This window comes from Bradyrhizobium sp. AZCC 1678, from assembly GCF_036924765.1.
Taxonomy (GTDB): domain Bacteria; phylum Pseudomonadota; class Alphaproteobacteria; order Rhizobiales; family Xanthobacteraceae; genus Bradyrhizobium; species Bradyrhizobium algeriense.
Genome location: NZ_JAZHSE010000001.1, coordinates 3,621,635 through 3,636,571, shown reverse-complemented (window position 1 = coordinate 3,636,571; position 14,937 = coordinate 3,621,635). Strand labels below are relative to the sequence as shown.

The window sequence follows — 14,937 nt, the reverse complement described above, 5'->3', positions numbered from 1 at the left end:
CGCGTCGAATCCATCAATGGTGCGACCCATGGGGAACGACCGCCTCTACCGTTACGCCTCCGTGGTCGGAGACGACATTCAGCGTTCCGCCCAGCGCCAATATTCTTTCGCGCATGCCGATCAGGCCGAAGCCGTGCTTGTGATCCGGCGCCAAACCACGCCCGTTGTCGCTGACGCGCACCAGGGCGCAGCCGCGATTTCCATGCATTCCCGTGGCCTGTTCGACCGTGACGCTGACGGAGGTCGCGTCGGCGTGGCGGAAGGCATTCGTGAGAGCTTCCTGAACGATGCGGTAAACCGTCAAGTCGGTGACTTCTCCGGTCGCTTCAGGCGCGCATGCAATGTTCGCGTCGATGGTCACGTCGGGACGCGACTCACGCCACAAACGCAAGAGCACGCCGAGCGCCTCGCGCAATCCGAGCTCCGCCAGCCCGACGGGCCGCAGCTTTTCCAGTATCCTGCGATTGAATTGCTGGAGCGCATTGATCTGCTCCATGATGGCGGTGCCATGCTTGCGCAGTGCATCCGCAGCGACCGAGCGCCCGTCTTCCGAAAGCCGCATCAGGGCGCCGGCATGGGCGCGCAGCGTGAAAAGATAGGGCCCGAATTCGTCATGCAACTCGCGCGCAATCTCCTTGCGCTCCAGATCCTGCAGCGAGACCGTGCGTTCGGCGAGCCGGCGCTTGTCCTCGATCGCCTCGCCGAGGACGCCCGCAAGGTGGTTCAGCTTGGCACAGAGCGCCGCCAGTTCGGGCGCGCCGCCGGGCTCGACGCGTGAAGCATATTGCCCGGCCTCGATATTCGCCATGGTCTGCGAAAGTGCCTGCAGCGGCGCCAACGCGCGGCCGACCACCATCATGGTAACCAGAAAGAGCGCGATGGCGAGGGCGGAACTGACCGCAAGCTGGGTGATGATTCCGTCCCATATCTCGGCCATTTCATCGTTCGGATGCGACGTGATCACGAGCGACTGCGGCTTTCCATGGATGGTGATCGGTACGCTCACGGCGGTCGTTTCCGGATGAACGAGCGCGATGAACCAGGCCGGCGGCGAGCGTTGGTCATCGCCGCTACCGGAGCGCTCGCCTGCGGAGGTATCACCCTGCCGCGTGATACTGACGTGCCGGAGCCGGCTGAGGTCGCGAACGATCTGGTTCAGCCGCGCATCCGGGTCCGGTGCCTCGTTGAGACCGGGAACGATCGTCTCCACGAATTCGCGCGCCAGCCGTATCACGCTTTGATCCTCGGCCCGCACGCGGGGTGCCGCCTCCACCACCAGCCGCGCGATATTGATGGCCAGACCGAGCGTCAGGCCCAACGCCAGCAGCAAATTGATCCGCCCACGCAACGATAATTTCTGCCACATGAGGTTTGCCCCAATCGCGTCGCAATCAGTTCCTCCCTCGAGAGGACCGTTGACAGTCGAAAAACCGACGATCAGATTGAAGCGTACAGTAATCTCGCGGGTGTTGCATATTCGACCTCGCGCCGGCGTCAGTATGGCCTGACGTGATACAGCAACGGAACGGAAGCAGTTCGGGGATCGATGCAATGCGTGTTCTGATCGTCGACGACCATCCCATCGTTGCTTCGGGCTGCCGTACCGTATTTGCCGACGACCCGGAGGTCGTGCTGCTGGAGGCCGCCGACGCTGAAAGCGGCGAACGCGTGTTCGTCACTGAGCGCCCCGACATCTGCGTGATCGATATCAACCTGCCGACCGTGTCGGGGTTCGAACTGGCGCGGCGCATTCTTGCACGCGCCGCTTCCGCTCGGATCATCATGTTCAGCATGAACGACGATCCGGTCTTCGCCGCGCGCGCCATCGACATCGGCGCCAAGGGTTATGTCGCCAAGACCGGCGATCCGCAGGATCTGGTCGAGGCGATTCGTGAAGTCGGCAAGGGCGGGGTCTACCTGCCCTCCGCGATCGCCCGGAGCATCGCATTCGCCGGTCCTGCATTCGCCCGCAGCCCGCTTTCCAGGCTCACCTCGCGGGAGATGGAGATCTTGCGCCTGCTCAGCGCCGGCAAGAGCCTTTCCGAGATCGCGTGGATGGTTCATTCCTCGTACAAGACGGTTGCCAACACGTCCTCGATCATGCGCCAGAAGCTCGGCGTGCGAACCTCCGCCGAACTGGTACGGCTGGCAATTGAAAGCGGCGTGGCGTAAGCGCGTGCCGCGCGGCGCAGGAGTTTTGAGATCATGACCATGCAGACGGTTTCGCTCAACATGTCATACGGCGGAACGCAGGGCGTCTATCGACACGCCAGCCGCGAAACCGGGACCGACATGACTTTCTCGGTCTATGTCCCGCCGCACACCGCCGGCGCCAGGCTGCCGGTGGTCTGGTATCTCTCCGGCCTGACCTGCACCCACGCCAACGTCACGGAAAAGGGTGAATTCCGCAGCGCCTGCGCCGCGCTTGGACTGATCTTCGTTGCGCCCGACACCAGCCCGCGCGGCGAAGGCGTGCCCGGCGATCGCGCCAATGCCTACGACTTTGGGCTAGGCGCCGGCTTCTATGTCGATGCGACGCAGGAGCCGTTCGCGCGCAATTACCGCATGTGGAGCTATGTCACGGAAGAGCTGCCGAAACTGGTCGCCGAGAACTTTCCAGTCGATCCCAATCGACAATCCATCCTCGGCCACTCCATGGGTGGTCACGGCGCACTGACGGTCGCGCTGCGTCATCCCGGGCGCTATCGCGCGGCAAGCGCGTTTGCGCCGATCGTCGCGCCCTCGCAGGTGCCGTGGGGCATCAAGGCGCTCGGCGGCTATCTCGGCGACATCAGGCAGACATGGCGCAAGCACGATACCGTTGCGTTGATCGAGGACGGCGCCAGAGTGTCCGATCTATTGGTCGACTACGGCGATGCCGATCCGTTTCTGACCGAGCAGCTCCGCCCGGAGCTGCTGCAGGCCGCGTGCGAGAAAGCCAGGATCCCCCTCACCTTGCGCCGGCAGCCCGGCTATGACCACAGTTACTACTTCATCTCCACGTTCATGTCCGATCATCTGCGCTGGCACGCGGAGCGCCTGAAGGGCTGAAGCCGCCCCACAGAGAATTGTGGTTGCAAGCCAAAACAATTCGGTCATGGTTCAGGTCAAACGGTCCGCCATACGGCGAATTCGAGAAGACCTGTCAGGGAGAAGCCATGTTCCGATGGTTGGTCATTGCGATCGGCTTGAGCGTCGCGGCCAACCCCGTGCTCGCGGCCGATCCGATCGAGATCGGCATCGGCTATCTCGGCCGCGCCGGGGTCAAAGCGAAATTATCACTCGTCGAACTGCCGACGGAAAACGACGGTTTTGCCGGCGCGCGCCTTTCAATCGAGGACAACAACACCACGGGCAAGTTCCTCAACCAGCATTTCACGCTGGAGGAAGTCCGGCTGAAGGATGGTGAGGATGTCGCGAAGGCCGCAGCAGCACTCGCCGAGCGCACCGGCTTCATCATCGCCGACCTTCCGGCGGACGAGTTGTTGAAGGCCGCCGACGCGCTTCGCGATCGCGGTACGCTGCTATTGAATGCCGGCGCGATCGACGACCGGCTGCGCGAGCAGGACTGTCGCACCAACGTAATTCACGTCGCGCCGACGCGCTCGATGCTGGCGGATGCGCTCGCCCAGTATCTGGTATGGAAGCAATGGAAGCGCTGGCTGCTCGTTGTCGGCTCGCATGAGCAGGACAGGCTGTACGCCGACGCATTGCGTCGCGCAGCGACGCGCTTCGGCGCCAAGATCGTTCAGGAGCGAACCTTCGAAGATACCGGCGGCGCGCGTCGTACCGATAGCGGCGTCACCTTGATCCAGCGGCAGATGCCGGTATTTACCCAGCAAGCACCGGCCTATGACGTCCTCGTCGCTTCCGATGAAAGCGAGGTGTTCGCATCCTACCTGCCCTACCGCACCTGGGATCCGCGGCCGGTTGCCGGCTCAGCGGGGTTGGTTCCAACCAGTTGGCACGCCGCACAGGATCAGTGGGGCGCGATCCAGATCCAGAACCGGTTTGCAAAATTAAACTCGCGACACATGACCGCACTGGACATGCAGGCTTGGACGGCCGTGCGTATGATCGGCGAAGCGGCGTCGCGCACGAAGTCTGGCGACCCAAAGGCGGTATCGGCGTTCCTTAAAGGGCCCGACTTTTCCATTGCGGCGTTCAAGGGCCGGCGGCTGACGCTGCGGGACTGGAACCTGCAGCTTCGTCAGCCAATCCTGCTGGTCGATGGACGCATGGTGGTTTCGGTTTCGCCGCAGGAAGGATTTTTGCACCAGGTGTCGGAGCTCGATACGCTTGGCGGCGATCGGCCCGAAACCAAATGCAGGCTGCAATGAAGGAGGATAGATTGCGTATGTGGCGTTATTGCCTGCTTTCCGGAATGGCTTTCCTGCTCGCGACGGCGGCCCCCGCCTCGGCCTTCATCGCCTATGTGTCGAACGAGAAGAGCAACACCGTAACCGTGATCGATACGGACAGTTGGACCGTTACCAAGACCATCAAGGTCGGCCAGCGGCCGCGCGGCATTGAGTTCACGAGGGACGGAAAGTTTGTATTCGTGGCCGTCGGCGACGACGACAGCATTCAGGTCATCGACGTTGCGAAGCAGGAGGTCGTCGATACTCTGCCCTCCGGTCCGGACCCCGAACTGTTCGCCCTCGATGCTGACGGCAAGATGCTCTACGTCGCCAACGAAAACGACAATACAGTGACAATCATCGACGTCGAGAAGCGCGCCCGTCTCGGCGAAATCCAGGTCGGCGTCGAGCCGGAGGGCATGGCGATCAGTCCGGACGGTAAAATCCTGATCAATACGTCCGAGACGACCAACATGGCGCATTTCATCGACACCACGACGCGCCAGATCGTCGCCAACGTTTTGGTCGATGCGCGCCCGCGCTTCGCCGAGTTCAAGCGTGACAATTCCGAAGTGTGGGTGTCGTCGGAGATCGGCGGCACCGTTTCGATCATCGATCCGGTCAAGCGGGTGGTGACGGACAAGATCACCTTCAACATTCCAGGCCTGCGGAGCGAAGCCATCCAGCCGGTCGGCATCGGCATGACCAAAGACGGCAAGACCGCTTTCGTCGCGCTCGGCCCTGCCAATCGCATCGCAGTTGTGGATGCCGCCAGCCACAAGGTCACGAAGTATCTGCTGGTGGGTCAGCGGGTGTGGCACATGGCATTCACCCCGGACGAGAAATATCTGATGGTTACCAATGGCGTGTCGAACGACGTCTCGGTGATTGACGTTGCCGCGCAAAAAGTCATCAAGACGATCCAGGTCGGCGAGTTGCCCTGGGGTATCACGATTGCACAGCCATGATGGCCACTGACGCACTTTCCGCCGGTCACGATAAGCGGGACATCCCTTCCCGGCTGGACGCCGCGGAGATTCCTGCGTTGTCGATCGACGGCGTCAGCCATTCCTATGGCGCGCGGCAGGCACTGATCGACATTGGCTTCACCGTCGCACCGGCAAGCTTCACCGCGCTGCTCGGCCTGAACGGCGCCGGCAAGAGCACCCTGTTCTCGTTGATCACGCGGCTGTTCGGAATCCAGCGCGGACATATCGGCATTTTCGGCCATGACGTCGCACAAGCGCCCGGCGAAGCATTGCGGCTGCTCGGCGTGGTGTTTCAGCCCCGCACGCTCGATCTCGACCTCTCGGTGACGCAGAACCTGCTCTATCACGCAGCCTTGCACGGCATCGCCAGGCGCGATGCCCGCGAACGAAGCCGCGAGGTGCTGGCGCGCATCGGCCTTGCCGATCGCGCCGGCAGCAAGGTACGCGACCTATCCGGCGGCCAGATGCGGCGATTGGAAATCGCGCGGGCGCTGCTGCACCGCCCGCGCCTGCTGCTGCTCGACGAGGCAACCGTCGGCCTCGACGTCAAGGCCCGCGCCGACATCCTCAACCACGTCCGCCAGCTCGTTACCGAACAGGGAATAAGCGTGCTGTGGGCAACCCATCTGTTCGACGAGATCGGTTCGAACGATGATCTCGTTGTCCTGCATCAGGGCCGGGTACTGGCCAAGGGCAAAGTCGCGCAGGTCATCGCCGATGCCGGTGGCAGCGATATCAACACGGCGTTCATGCGGCTGACCGGCTCCACCGCGCAGAGCGGGAGCCCGACATCATGACTTCCGCAACCATAAGGCCAGTCAGGAGCGGCTTCTCGCTCGCCGAGTATCTCACCTGCCTCAACGGCATCGTTTGGCGCGAGGCGCTTCGCTTCCTCCATCAGCGCGAACGCTTCATCTCGGCGCTGGTGCGGCCTTTGGTATGGCTGTTCATCTTCGCCGCCGGCTTCCGTCAGGTGCTCGGCCTCTCCATCATCCCGCCATACGAAACCTACATCCTGTACGAGGTCTACATCGCGCCCGGCCTGATGGCGATGATCCAGCTCTTCAACGGCATGCAGTCCTCGCTCTCCATGGTCTACGACCGCGAGATGGGCAATATGCGCACCTTGCTGGTGAGCCCGCTGCCGCGATGGTTTCTCCTGTCCTGCAAACTTCTGGCGGGAACCGCGGTCTCGCTGCTCCAGGTGTATGCCTTCCTGCTGATTGCCTGGTTCTGGGATATCGCGCCGCCGCCGGCCGGCTATCTGACGGTGCTGCCGGCGCTGGTGCTATCAGGCCTGATGCTCGGCGCGCTGGGGATGCTGATCTCCTCCGGCATCAAGCAGCTTGAGAATTTTGCGGGCGTGATGAACTTTGTCATCTTTCCGATGTTCTTCGCTTCTTCAGCGCTCTATCCGCTGTGGCGTATCCTGGAGAGCAGCCCGATGCTCTATTATGTCTGCCTGTTCAATCCGTTCACGCATGCCGTGGAGCTGATACGTTTTGCGCTGTACGGACAGATCAACTGGATTGCGCTCGCGGTCGTAGGGGGCTGCACGATCGCCTTCATGGTCGGCGCAATCCTCGCCTACGATCCATCGCGCGGCCTGATCCGCCGCGGGCCGGCCGGAGGCGAGACATGAAATATCGGACCGCGATAGCAGCATGGCTTGCCGTTACGGCGACGATCGGCGTCGCCCATGCCGATCCGCGCTATCCGGACTGGCCGTGTACCCAGGCCAAGGTACCGGAGATTTCTCTCGCAGCGGTGTGGACAGGCCCGCCGCTCGACGACGTTTCCGGCAAATGGAAGGACGATGCCAAGGTCAGCGCGCTGGTCGCGAAGCTGGCGGCACGGCGGACCCCGCTCGAGGAAGCACAGAAGGCGATTGCGGAATATCTGAACGGTGCGGCCGACAAGACCGGAAGCGGAAAGCTGCTGTTTGCCGGCCTGTTCGACTCCCTCAATGCTCAACGCTCCCAGGTTCTGAACGGGCTGGAACGCGTCACCCGCAAGCAGCGCGAGGCGGCGGAGAAAATCCGCAGCGACACGCTTGCCTTGCATGCGTTGCAGGGCGAAACGCCGCCCGACCAGGCCAAGGTCGACGACCTCGGCAATCAGCTTGTTTGGCAGACGCGCATCTTCGAGGACCGGCAGCGCGTCATCAAATTCGTCTGCGAGGTGCCGACGGCGATCGATCAGCGGCTGTTCGCGCTCGGACGAACGATTCAGCAGGAAATCGAATAATCGCCAGCAGGATGAGATTGGGCTGGGCCGTGACGGACCCTCTCGTGCCCCCGACCCAAGCGGCTTGAGGGCCGCGCCCCCCGGGGCCATTCTACTTTGCATGGGGTTGTTTTCGCGATTTTGTGTTCCGCTCTAGTGCGGCGACGGCGTCGCCCCACCTGCCCGCGGTTCCGGTTGCGACTCCGTCAGAGCCAGGCCGGCCCGCTCCCAACCATCCGTTCCTTCGGGGTACCACGCAACGTTGGAGTAGCCGAAGGTCAGGATTCGCTTTGCCGCGTTCCAGGACATCCAGCAATCGGCCAGGCAGTAAACCACCACCAGCGCGGTCTTGTTGCCTGCCGTCGCGCGGACAAGCCCGCGCTGCAGGTAGTCTTCCGTCACAGCCGCCAGCTTTCCGTAGCCGGTATCGGGCAGCCACACGCTGCCAGGAATGTTGAGCCGCGGCTGGTCGCGCCAGACCGTTCCTTCAGGAAGGTTTGGCGGTTTCGGCGCGCGCGGCATGACGTCGATGAATACGCCCGCCTTGGTTCGCCAGATCGCCTCGGCCTCAGCTGTCGCTAGAACACGCGCGCCGGCAAGGGTCGCGGGAACCGGCGCACGATAGTCTTCCATGCGATACCCGTCGGGCTCGGGAGGTTTTTCCTGCGCTGATGTCGAAACGATGAATGTGAGTGCCGCAAGGATCAGGCCCGCGAGCGCTTCCTTCATGGCGCTTTCGTTGCGGTCTCTGCGCCGATCGGCCGGTCGTTGTCGTCGAGCAAGGGAACGCCGTAGTCCAGCAATATCTTGTTGATGGCGGGCTGGTTCTCCTGGATCAGGCGGTTGAGCTGCCGCTTCCAGTTCTGGTCAGCCGCCCGCACCCCCAAGCCGATGCGGAAGGCCAGTCGCGGGCCGGTCTTTTCCTTCACGAGCGGCGTGACATGGAGCGGCGGGTTCGCATTCTTCGCATGGAAGCCCGCCATCGGCCCCCACAGGATGCCGGCGTCAATCTTGCCCGCCATCAGGTCGCCGATCATGGCCTCCGCTGACGAGTCGATACGCGTGTCGACCATCAACTGATAGGGTTTGGCATTCGCCATCAGGCCGTTGACTGCCATGTTCGTGCCAGGCGGCGTGCCGGCCACGATGCCGATATGCTTGCCTTTCAGGCGCTCGTCTTCCAGCGTCGCAACGTCCTCGAGGCCGCTGCCCTTCTTGGCGACCAGTGCATAGGCGGTGCGGTAGTAGGGATTGGTACCCTGGACCAGGTCGTCGCCTTGCGGAAAGCCCATGATGACGTCGCAACGATGGGCCCCAAGCGTCATCCGGACGAATCCGGTCGCCTGCGGGAAGTACATGTAGTCCAGCTTCTTGTTCAGCTTCTCGGCGAACAGCTCGGCGAGCTTGTTCTCGAATCCCTCGCCCTTGTCGTTGGAGAACGGCAGATTGTGCGGGTCGGCGCAGACGCGCAACACCTTGGGATCGACGAGCTCGATCGACAGATCGCCGGTTTCCTTGATCTGCGCACGCGCGCAGTCGCGCCCGACGAGTATGGCGAGGACCGCCAATATTGCGATCGCCAGCCAGCGCCTTTGTCCGGCATATGTCATCGAAAGTTGCTGCACTTCCGGTCCACCATGGTTGCTTCAGAAAATATCGGCAACCTCGACGAACCAAGTTCCGTTGAAGCCGCAGATGAGCAAAATGCTATGCTTGTCAATTGGAGCGCGCAACAGGAATAATCCCCGTAGCGGACTCGCCGCCTGTGCTGCGACGCAAACGTCGCTGCGATGAAACATGGAATTGCCGAGGCCCAAATATGGCTCATGCCGCATGGATCCTGACTGCGCTCGCGATGCTCGCTACGATGACAACTTCGCGCGCGCAGCAACAGGAGTTGCCCGTCAACTCCATTGCGGATGGCGTATTCGTTCACAACGGCCGAACCGCGCAGATGACACGTGAGAACGACGGTGCGATCGCCAATGTCGGTTTCATCGTCGGAGAGGATGCAGTCGCGGTGATCGATACCGGCGGCAGCGTCCGCGAGGGACGACGATTGATGGCAGCTATTCGTGCCCGGACCGACAAGCCGATCCGGTACGTTATCAATACGCATGGCCACCCCGATCATTTTTTCGGCAATGGCGCTTTCGTGCAGAACGAAACGACCTTTGTCGGCCACGCGAACCTGCCACGCGCCCTGGCCACGCGCGGACAATTCTATCTCGATGCATTTCGCCGTACCATGGGCGACGAGCTGATCGACGAGATACGGATCGTGCCGCCAACGTTGCTCGTCAGCGGCACGCTGAATCTGGATCTTGGCGCACGAACCCTCGTCCTGCGGGCGTGGCCTGCTGCGCATAGCGATTGCGATCTCACGGTGCTCGATGAAAAATCCGGAACCCTGTTTGCGGGCGATCTGGTGTTTCTGGCCCACACGCCCGTGCTGGACGGCAGCATCCGCGGCTGGCTGGGCGTACTCGGCGAACTCGGCGCCCTGCCCGCGCTACGCGTGGTTCCCGGTCACGGCCCTGTGAGCGGATGGCCGGCCGCCCTCGCCGACGAGCGCCGCTATCTCCAAACACTGGCCGCAGACATACGCGGGCTCGTCGCTCGCGGCGAGCCGATTGCGGCGGCAGGCACGGCAGCGGGCTCCGAGCGATCCCGATGGGAATTGTTCGACGACTTCAACACCCGCAACGCAACCGCAGCATTTTCGGAAATTGAATGGGAATAGCAGGCGCATTGCCCTATATTGCCCTTTCGTTGCTTTCATCCCTGTGAAGGTGGTGCATGCCCGGATCTCTCTTCCGCCTGTTCGGTGTCGCTGGCCTGCTGCTGTTTGGCGCGCCGCTGGCGCTCGCGGCCGAGGCGAATGACCCTTGGCCCGGCCTGGCGCAAGACATCTTCAACAACCGCCCGATGAACGACGGCAACGACGTGATCGGCATCGAAATGCCCACCCGTGCCGAGGATGCTGCAATCGTCCCGGTGACCTTGCGAACGAAGCTGTCGCCCGGCGACAGCAGGCAGGTGCTGAGCATTACGCTGGTCATCGACCAGAACCCTGCGCCGATGGCGGCCAAATTCCAGCTCGGGCCGGACGCCAAGGTGTCTGAGATCTCCACCCGCGTCCGCGTTAACAATTACACCGATGTTCATGCGGTGGCCGAACTCAGCGACGGCAAACTGTACATGACCAAGACCTATGTAAAGGCATCCGGCGGCTGCTCGGCGCCTGCCGCCAAGAACGCCGATGAAGCCAAAGGCAGGCTCGGCCAGATGCGCTACCGGCAGTTCGCAAAAACCGGCGAAGGCCCCGCCAGCGGCGCGCGCGAGGCCCAGATCATGATCGGGCATCCCAACAATTCCGGCCTGCAGATGGACCAGGTCACGCAATTGTATGTGCCGGCATTCTTCGTCAACGAACTGCGTCTCTGGCAGGACGACAGCCTGGTGTTGACGATGGAAGGCGGCATTTCAATTTCGGAGGATCCCAATATCAGGTTCACCTATGTCTCGAATGGCGCGAAGCGCTTCCGCGCCGAGGCCAAGGATACCGAGGGACATGTCTTCCAGCGCGAATGGAAGATCGACGATTCCGGGATGTGACGCAGGGCCGCGTGCAGCGCCTCAGAAACAGCGCACTTCCGCTTCGGCCTGGGCCCGCCTGAGCTCGTTGAGCGCATTTGCCGCCTGCTCCGACGTGCGGAACGGGCCGCCCATATCGCCCCGCACCTGCGACAGGCTGAGCACGGTTTCGGCCGTGACATAGCGATCATAGGGCACGAGCGAAGCGATAACGTCGATCGAACAGGAGCATTGCTCGATCGACTGCCGGCTCTCGCCGTTCGCTTTCAAACAGCCAAACGCGTATTCGACGCGCGTCGACGTCGGATAATCGTTGAAGTCCTGGGCGCGCGTGACCGCTGTCATCGTCAACAGCGCCGTCGACACGGCGACAATAGGTCGTACCAATCCGACAAGCGTCATCGTCTTCCTCCCGCTAGTAATTGTGGAAGCTATGCTATGACTGTCCCACAGAAAAGCGGATGTTCGAGGAAACGGCTCAAGGCACCATGAAGTTTTTTGTTCGCATGCTGCTCGCTGCGATTGTTTCAGTCTCGCTCGGCACGTGCTGCAGCGCCGAGGTTTTGCGCGTTGCGGTGCAGAAGACCGGAACATTCGCCTGGGAACTCGCTGTCATCCGTGCGCACGGGCTCGACAAGCGGGCCAACCTTTCGGTCGAGGTTCTCGAACTGGCGAGCCCCGAGGCGGGCAAGATCGCGCTTCGCGCCGGAAACGCCGACATTGTGGTCACCGATTGGCTTTGGGTATCGCGCGAACGCGGGCTTGGCGCCAAGCTGACATTCTATCCTTATTCGAGCGCGCTCGGCGCCGTGATGGTACCTGCCCCATCACCGATCCAGACCCTGGCCGATCTCAAGGGCCGCAAGCTCGCCGTCGCTGGTGGCCCGATCGACAAGAGCTGGCTGCTGCTGCTGGCGTGGTTGAAGCAAGGGGGAATCGACCTGAAGTCGGAGGCGACAATCGCCTACGGCGCGCCACCGCTGCTGGCTGCGAAGACGCTCAGCGGCGAAATGGATGCGACCCTGAACTACTGGAATTTCTGCGCCGCACTGGAAGCAAAGGGCTTCCGCCGCGTCGCCGGCATTGAAGATCTGCTGCCGAAACTCGGCGCCAAAGGCCGCACCGCGATGATCGGCTACGTCTTCGACGAAAAATGGGCGAACGCAAACCAGGACAAGCTTGCCCGCTTCATCGCCATCACCCGCGCGGCGAAAGAGATCCTGTCGACCTCGGATGCGGAATGGGAGAAAATTGTGCCCCTAACCGGTGCTCCCGACGCCACAACGTTGCGCGCCTATCGCGATCGCTATCGGGAAGGAATTCCGCGTCGCCCGGTCGCCGACGAAGAAGCCGACGCACGCATTCTCTACCGCGTGCTGGCTGAGATCGGCGGCCGCGAACTTGTCGGGCCGGCGCCTGAGCTCGATTCCGGAACATTCTATCACGCGATCCCGGGAGGCTGAGGTGCCGCGCCTGCTGTCATTCGCCGTGCTCCTCGCAACCTGGTGGATCGGCTCGCTGCTTGCCGGTGATGCGAAACTGCCACCTCCCCCCACCGTGCTCGCGGTCATGATTGCGGAAGCAAGATCGGGTAATTTGTTCTTCCATCTCGGCGTGACATTGGCGCGCGTTGCGCTCGCCTTCACGCTGGCGATGTCGTTGGGCGCCGCGATTGGATATTTGATGGGCCGGGTACGGCTTGCCGACCGGCTGGGCGACCCCTGGCTGATCCTGCTGCTCAATCTGCCGGCGCTCGTGGTCATCGTGCTCGCCTACATCTGGGCTGGATTGACTGAAGTCGCCGCAATTGCGGCAATCGCCATCAACAAGCTCCCGACCGCCGTCGTTACGCTGCGCGAGGGGGCGCGCGCCCTCGATGCGGCGCTCGACGAAATGGCGACCGTATTTGCGTTGTCGCGCTGGAAGAAATTCCGGCACGTTATTTTGCCGCAACTATCGCCCTACATTGCAGCCGCCGCACGATCAGGACTTTCCCTGGTCTGGAAGATCGTCCTTGTTGCGGAGTTACTCGGACGTCCGAACGGGGTTGGTTTCGAGATTGGCGTGGCGTTCCAGCTGTTCGACATTCCGCTATTGCTGGCCTATTCACTGAGCTTCGCTGTGGTCGTGCTCCTCATTGAAACCGTGTTGGTGCAGCCGTTTGAGGCCCGGTTATCCCGGTGGCGTCCCCGTGCGGCTTGAGGTCGATATCGCCAGCAAGACGTTCAAGAACGCGGCGGGCGAGCAGCACGACGTGATCGCCGGCGTGGCCTTCGCGCTTGATGCCGGAGAGGTAGGCGTCCTTGTCGGTCCATCCGGCTGCGGCAAGAGTACGATGCTCAGGATTCTCGCCGGCCTCGACCACGAATTTCAAGGGCGCGTCTCGCGCCCCGCTGGCGCACGAGTAGGCTTCGTCTTTCAGGAGCCACGGCTGCTGCCCTGGCGGTCGGTCGAAGAAAATGTGCGGCTTGCTGCGCCCCTGGCCGATGAAGCGAAGCTTTCAGCCCTCTTCGAAACTCTCGAACTGAAAGCGCATCGTAATCACTTTCCCGGCGAACTATCGCTAGGTCTAGCCCGGCGCGTTGCGCTCGCCCGTGCGTTCGCCGTCGAGCCGGAGTTCCTCATTCTCGACGAACCACTGGCCTCGCTCGATGCCGCCCTCGCCGCCCGTCTGCGCGATGAGATTGCCATGTTGATGGACGGCCGTTCCATGATAACGCTGCTGGTCACCCATGACGTGGACGACGCGGTTCGTCTGGGCGACCGCCTGTTCCTGCTCTCGCCGCGACCGGCTCGGATTCTCGCCCAGCTGCCTATCCGCACACCGCGCAGCAAGCGCGGCGACGCCGAGATCGCCGCGATCAAGTTGGACGTCATGCGGCGGATCAACGGCGCTCCCGCCGAGCGGGATGCCTCATAGGCATTGCCAGAGACCAGTGCTAACATGCAGCACCGACGGGGTTGGAGATGAAACGCTCGATCGGAATCGCAACGCTCGGTCTCGCGCTTCTGACCATAACGGCAACGGCGCAGGACATGATGCGTCATGTGGACCTGTCGTCGCCCGACATGGTCTCTGCCGAAATGACCCGCGCCGAGGTCGAGGCAGCGCTCGCTGCGGCGACCACCGTCGCGCCCGCCGATTTCACGGGAAAGAGATTATCCGGCCTCGACCTCTCCGGGCTCAATTTGTCCGGCGCAATTTTCCGCGCGGCACGGCTCAACAAGACAAGGCTCGCCGGCGCCAGGCTCGACCGTGCCATCCTCGACCAGGCATGGCTGCTGGAGGCGGACCTGACCGGCGCAAGCCTGAAGGGCGCAAACCTGTTCGCCTCGCAGATGCCTCGCGCCCGCCTCGACGGCGCCGATCTCTCAGGCTCGCGCATCGCCGCCGATCTCACCGGCGCGAGCCTCGTCGGAGCCTCGATCGCGGGCGCGAATTTGGGCGCCGACATGCGTAACCAGTCGATGGGCCTGATGCGCGCAATACTGAAATCCGCCAATCTGGAACGGCTGAATGCGCGCGGCGCCGACCTGTCCCGCGTCGACCTCGAATTTGCCGCGCTGAAGGGTAGCGACCTCACGGGCGCCTCTCTCAAGGGAACCCAGCTCGGGGGAGCCGACTTGACCGGCATCACCGTCATCGATACCGATTTCGATGGTGCCGATCTCGATTCAGCCAGGTTGATCGCCCCAATCGGCCTCGACCGGGCGAAAAACTTCGATAAAGCAAAAAATCGAGAGCGCCTGATAAAGCAATGACT

At 62.5% G+C, this 14,937-nt stretch carries 17 protein-coding genes; 13 read left to right on the top strand and 4 right to left on the bottom strand.

Translation table 11 applies throughout. From position 1 onward, the window contains the following. Nucleotides 1-13: 13 nt before the first annotated feature. Nucleotides 14-1,366: an ATP-binding protein gene (locus tag V1294_RS17210; RefSeq protein WP_334498775.1), complete on the bottom strand. Its 1,353-nt coding sequence runs from the start codon at nucleotides 1,364-1,366 to the stop codon at nucleotides 14-16. Between the two features lie 185 nt (nucleotides 1,367-1,551). On the opposite strand from V1294_RS17210, the gene V1294_RS17205 reads away from it, so the two are divergent. From V1294_RS17205 to V1294_RS17175, 7 genes are all read left to right on the top strand, one after another. Next, entirely contained in the window at nucleotides 1,552-2,172 is a 621-nt protein-coding gene (locus tag V1294_RS17205; protein WP_108512885.1) for a response regulator transcription factor, read from the top strand. A 33-nt stretch (nucleotides 2,173-2,205) separates the two neighbouring features. Continuing rightward, nucleotides 2,206-3,051, top strand: a complete 846-nt coding sequence (gene fghA / locus V1294_RS17200; RefSeq protein ID WP_334498774.1) for an S-formylglutathione hydrolase — start codon at nucleotides 2,206-2,208, stop codon at nucleotides 3,049-3,051. A 107-nt stretch (nucleotides 3,052-3,158) separates the two neighbouring features. Beyond that, nucleotides 3,159-4,340 carry an ABC transporter substrate-binding protein gene (locus V1294_RS17195; protein WP_334498773.1) on the top strand — a complete coding sequence of 394 codons (1,182 nt, stop codon included), beginning with the start codon at nucleotides 3,159-3,161 and terminating at the stop codon, nucleotides 4,338-4,340. A gap of 17 nt (nucleotides 4,341-4,357) precedes the next feature. Further along, complete coding sequence (locus V1294_RS17190) at nucleotides 4,358-5,329, top strand: YVTN family beta-propeller repeat protein (protein ID WP_334489775.1); 972 nt, start codon at nucleotides 4,358-4,360, stop codon at nucleotides 5,327-5,329. Next, nucleotides 5,326-6,147, top strand: coding sequence for an ABC transporter ATP-binding protein (locus tag V1294_RS17185; protein WP_442895347.1), 822 nt, complete (start codon nucleotides 5,326-5,328; stop codon nucleotides 6,145-6,147). The genes V1294_RS17190 and V1294_RS17185 overlap by 4 nt, the downstream gene beginning before the upstream one ends. Further along, nucleotides 6,144-6,992, top strand: a complete 849-nt coding sequence (locus V1294_RS17180) for an ABC transporter permease (protein ID WP_334498772.1) — start codon at nucleotides 6,144-6,146, stop codon at nucleotides 6,990-6,992. The genes V1294_RS17185 and V1294_RS17180 overlap by 4 nt, the downstream gene beginning before the upstream one ends. Beyond that, nucleotides 6,989-7,597, top strand: a complete 609-nt coding sequence (locus tag V1294_RS17175; protein WP_334498770.1) for a hypothetical protein — start codon at nucleotides 6,989-6,991, stop codon at nucleotides 7,595-7,597. The genes V1294_RS17180 and V1294_RS17175 overlap by 4 nt, the downstream gene beginning before the upstream one ends. Nucleotides 7,598-7,729: 132 nt before the next feature. On the opposite strand, the gene V1294_RS17170 is transcribed toward V1294_RS17175, so the two are convergent. Both V1294_RS17170 and V1294_RS17165 read right to left on the bottom strand, forming a co-directional pair. Then, entirely contained in the window at nucleotides 7,730-8,305 is a 576-nt protein-coding gene (locus V1294_RS17170; RefSeq protein WP_334498769.1) for a PQQ-dependent catabolism-associated CXXCW motif protein, read from the bottom strand. Further along, nucleotides 8,302-9,186, bottom strand: coding sequence for a substrate-binding domain-containing protein (locus tag V1294_RS17165; RefSeq protein WP_334498768.1), 885 nt, complete (start codon nucleotides 9,184-9,186; stop codon nucleotides 8,302-8,304). Before V1294_RS17165 ends, V1294_RS17170 begins: the two co-directional genes overlap by 4 nt. 209 nt (nucleotides 9,187-9,395) lie before the next feature. Here V1294_RS17165 and V1294_RS17160 point away from each other — a divergent pair, with 209 nt between their 5' ends. Next, nucleotides 9,396-10,319 (top strand): quinoprotein relay system zinc metallohydrolase 2, encoded by a 924-nt coding sequence (locus V1294_RS17160; RefSeq protein ID WP_334504685.1) that lies wholly within the window; start codon nucleotides 9,396-9,398, stop codon nucleotides 10,317-10,319. A 56-nt stretch (nucleotides 10,320-10,375) separates the two neighbouring features. Next, the gene (locus tag V1294_RS17155; protein WP_334498767.1) at nucleotides 10,376-11,194 is read left to right on the top strand and encodes a quinoprotein dehydrogenase-associated SoxYZ-like carrier; all 819 of its coding nucleotides are present in this window, start codon (nucleotides 10,376-10,378) and stop codon (nucleotides 11,192-11,194) included. 21 nt (nucleotides 11,195-11,215) lie between these two features. Here V1294_RS17155 and V1294_RS17150 read toward each other — a convergent pair whose 3' ends face one another. Beyond that, complete coding sequence (locus V1294_RS17150) at nucleotides 11,216-11,575, bottom strand: hypothetical protein (RefSeq protein WP_108512894.1); 360 nt, start codon at nucleotides 11,573-11,575, stop codon at nucleotides 11,216-11,218. A 104-nt stretch (nucleotides 11,576-11,679) separates the two neighbouring features. Here V1294_RS17150 and V1294_RS17145 point away from each other — a divergent pair, with 104 nt between their 5' ends. The 4 genes from V1294_RS17145 to V1294_RS17130 are packed head-to-tail and all read left to right on the top strand — an operon-like array spanning nucleotide 11,680 to nucleotide 14,935. Then, complete coding sequence (locus V1294_RS17145; protein WP_334504683.1) at nucleotides 11,680-12,636, top strand: ABC transporter substrate-binding protein; 957 nt, start codon at nucleotides 11,680-11,682, stop codon at nucleotides 12,634-12,636. A gap of 1 nt (nucleotide 12,637) precedes the next feature. Then, nucleotides 12,638-13,375, top strand: a complete 738-nt coding sequence (locus tag V1294_RS17140; RefSeq protein ID WP_108512895.1) for an ABC transporter permease — start codon at nucleotides 12,638-12,640, stop codon at nucleotides 13,373-13,375. Continuing rightward, complete coding sequence (locus V1294_RS17135) at nucleotides 13,365-14,093, top strand: ABC transporter ATP-binding protein (RefSeq protein ID WP_334481906.1); 729 nt, start codon at nucleotides 13,365-13,367, stop codon at nucleotides 14,091-14,093. The genes V1294_RS17140 and V1294_RS17135 overlap by 11 nt, the downstream gene beginning before the upstream one ends. Before the next feature lie 47 nt (nucleotides 14,094-14,140). Further along, nucleotides 14,141-14,935 carry a pentapeptide repeat-containing protein gene (locus V1294_RS17130; protein ID WP_334498766.1) on the top strand — a complete coding sequence of 265 codons (795 nt, stop codon included), beginning with the start codon at nucleotides 14,141-14,143 and terminating at the stop codon, nucleotides 14,933-14,935. Nucleotides 14,936-14,937 lie beyond the last annotated feature (2 nt).

What these genes read in the sequence shown, in the direction of transcription:
- V1294_RS17145 (WP_334504683.1), top strand. Translation starts at nt 11,680, where the DNA reads ATGCTGCTCGCTGCGATTGTTTCAGTCTCGCTCGGCACGTGCTGCAGC.
- V1294_RS17155 (WP_334498767.1), top strand. Translation starts at nt 10,376, where the DNA reads ATGCCCGGATCTCTCTTCCGCCTGTTCGGTGTCGCTGGCCTGCTGCTG.
- V1294_RS17185 (WP_442895347.1), top strand. Translation starts at nt 5,326, where the DNA reads ATGATGGCCACTGACGCACTTTCCGCCGGTCACGATAAGCGGGACATC.
- V1294_RS17170 (WP_334498769.1), bottom strand. Translation starts at nt 8,305, where the DNA reads ATGAAGGAAGCGCTCGCGGGCCTGATCCTTGCGGCACTCACATTCATC.
- V1294_RS17195 (WP_334498773.1), top strand. Translation starts at nt 3,159, where the DNA reads ATGTTCCGATGGTTGGTCATTGCGATCGGCTTGAGCGTCGCGGCCAAC.
- V1294_RS17160 (WP_334504685.1), top strand. Translation starts at nt 9,396, where the DNA reads ATGGCTCATGCCGCATGGATCCTGACTGCGCTCGCGATGCTCGCTACG.
- V1294_RS17180 (WP_334498772.1), top strand. Translation starts at nt 6,144, where the DNA reads ATGACTTCCGCAACCATAAGGCCAGTCAGGAGCGGCTTCTCGCTCGCC.
- V1294_RS17150 (WP_108512894.1), bottom strand. Translation starts at nt 11,575, where the DNA reads ATGACGCTTGTCGGATTGGTACGACCTATTGTCGCCGTGTCGACGGCG.
- fghA (WP_334498774.1), top strand. Translation starts at nt 2,206, where the DNA reads ATGACCATGCAGACGGTTTCGCTCAACATGTCATACGGCGGAACGCAG.
- V1294_RS17210 (WP_334498775.1), bottom strand. Translation starts at nt 1,366, where the DNA reads ATGTGGCAGAAATTATCGTTGCGTGGGCGGATCAATTTGCTGCTGGCG.
- V1294_RS17205 (WP_108512885.1), top strand. Translation starts at nt 1,552, where the DNA reads ATGCGTGTTCTGATCGTCGACGACCATCCCATCGTTGCTTCGGGCTGC.
- V1294_RS17190 (WP_334489775.1), top strand. Translation starts at nt 4,358, where the DNA reads ATGTGGCGTTATTGCCTGCTTTCCGGAATGGCTTTCCTGCTCGCGACG.
- V1294_RS17175 (WP_334498770.1), top strand. Translation starts at nt 6,989, where the DNA reads ATGAAATATCGGACCGCGATAGCAGCATGGCTTGCCGTTACGGCGACG.
- V1294_RS17165 (WP_334498768.1), bottom strand. Translation starts at nt 9,186, where the DNA reads ATGACATATGCCGGACAAAGGCGCTGGCTGGCGATCGCAATATTGGCG.
- V1294_RS17130 (WP_334498766.1), top strand. Translation starts at nt 14,141, where the DNA reads ATGAAACGCTCGATCGGAATCGCAACGCTCGGTCTCGCGCTTCTGACC.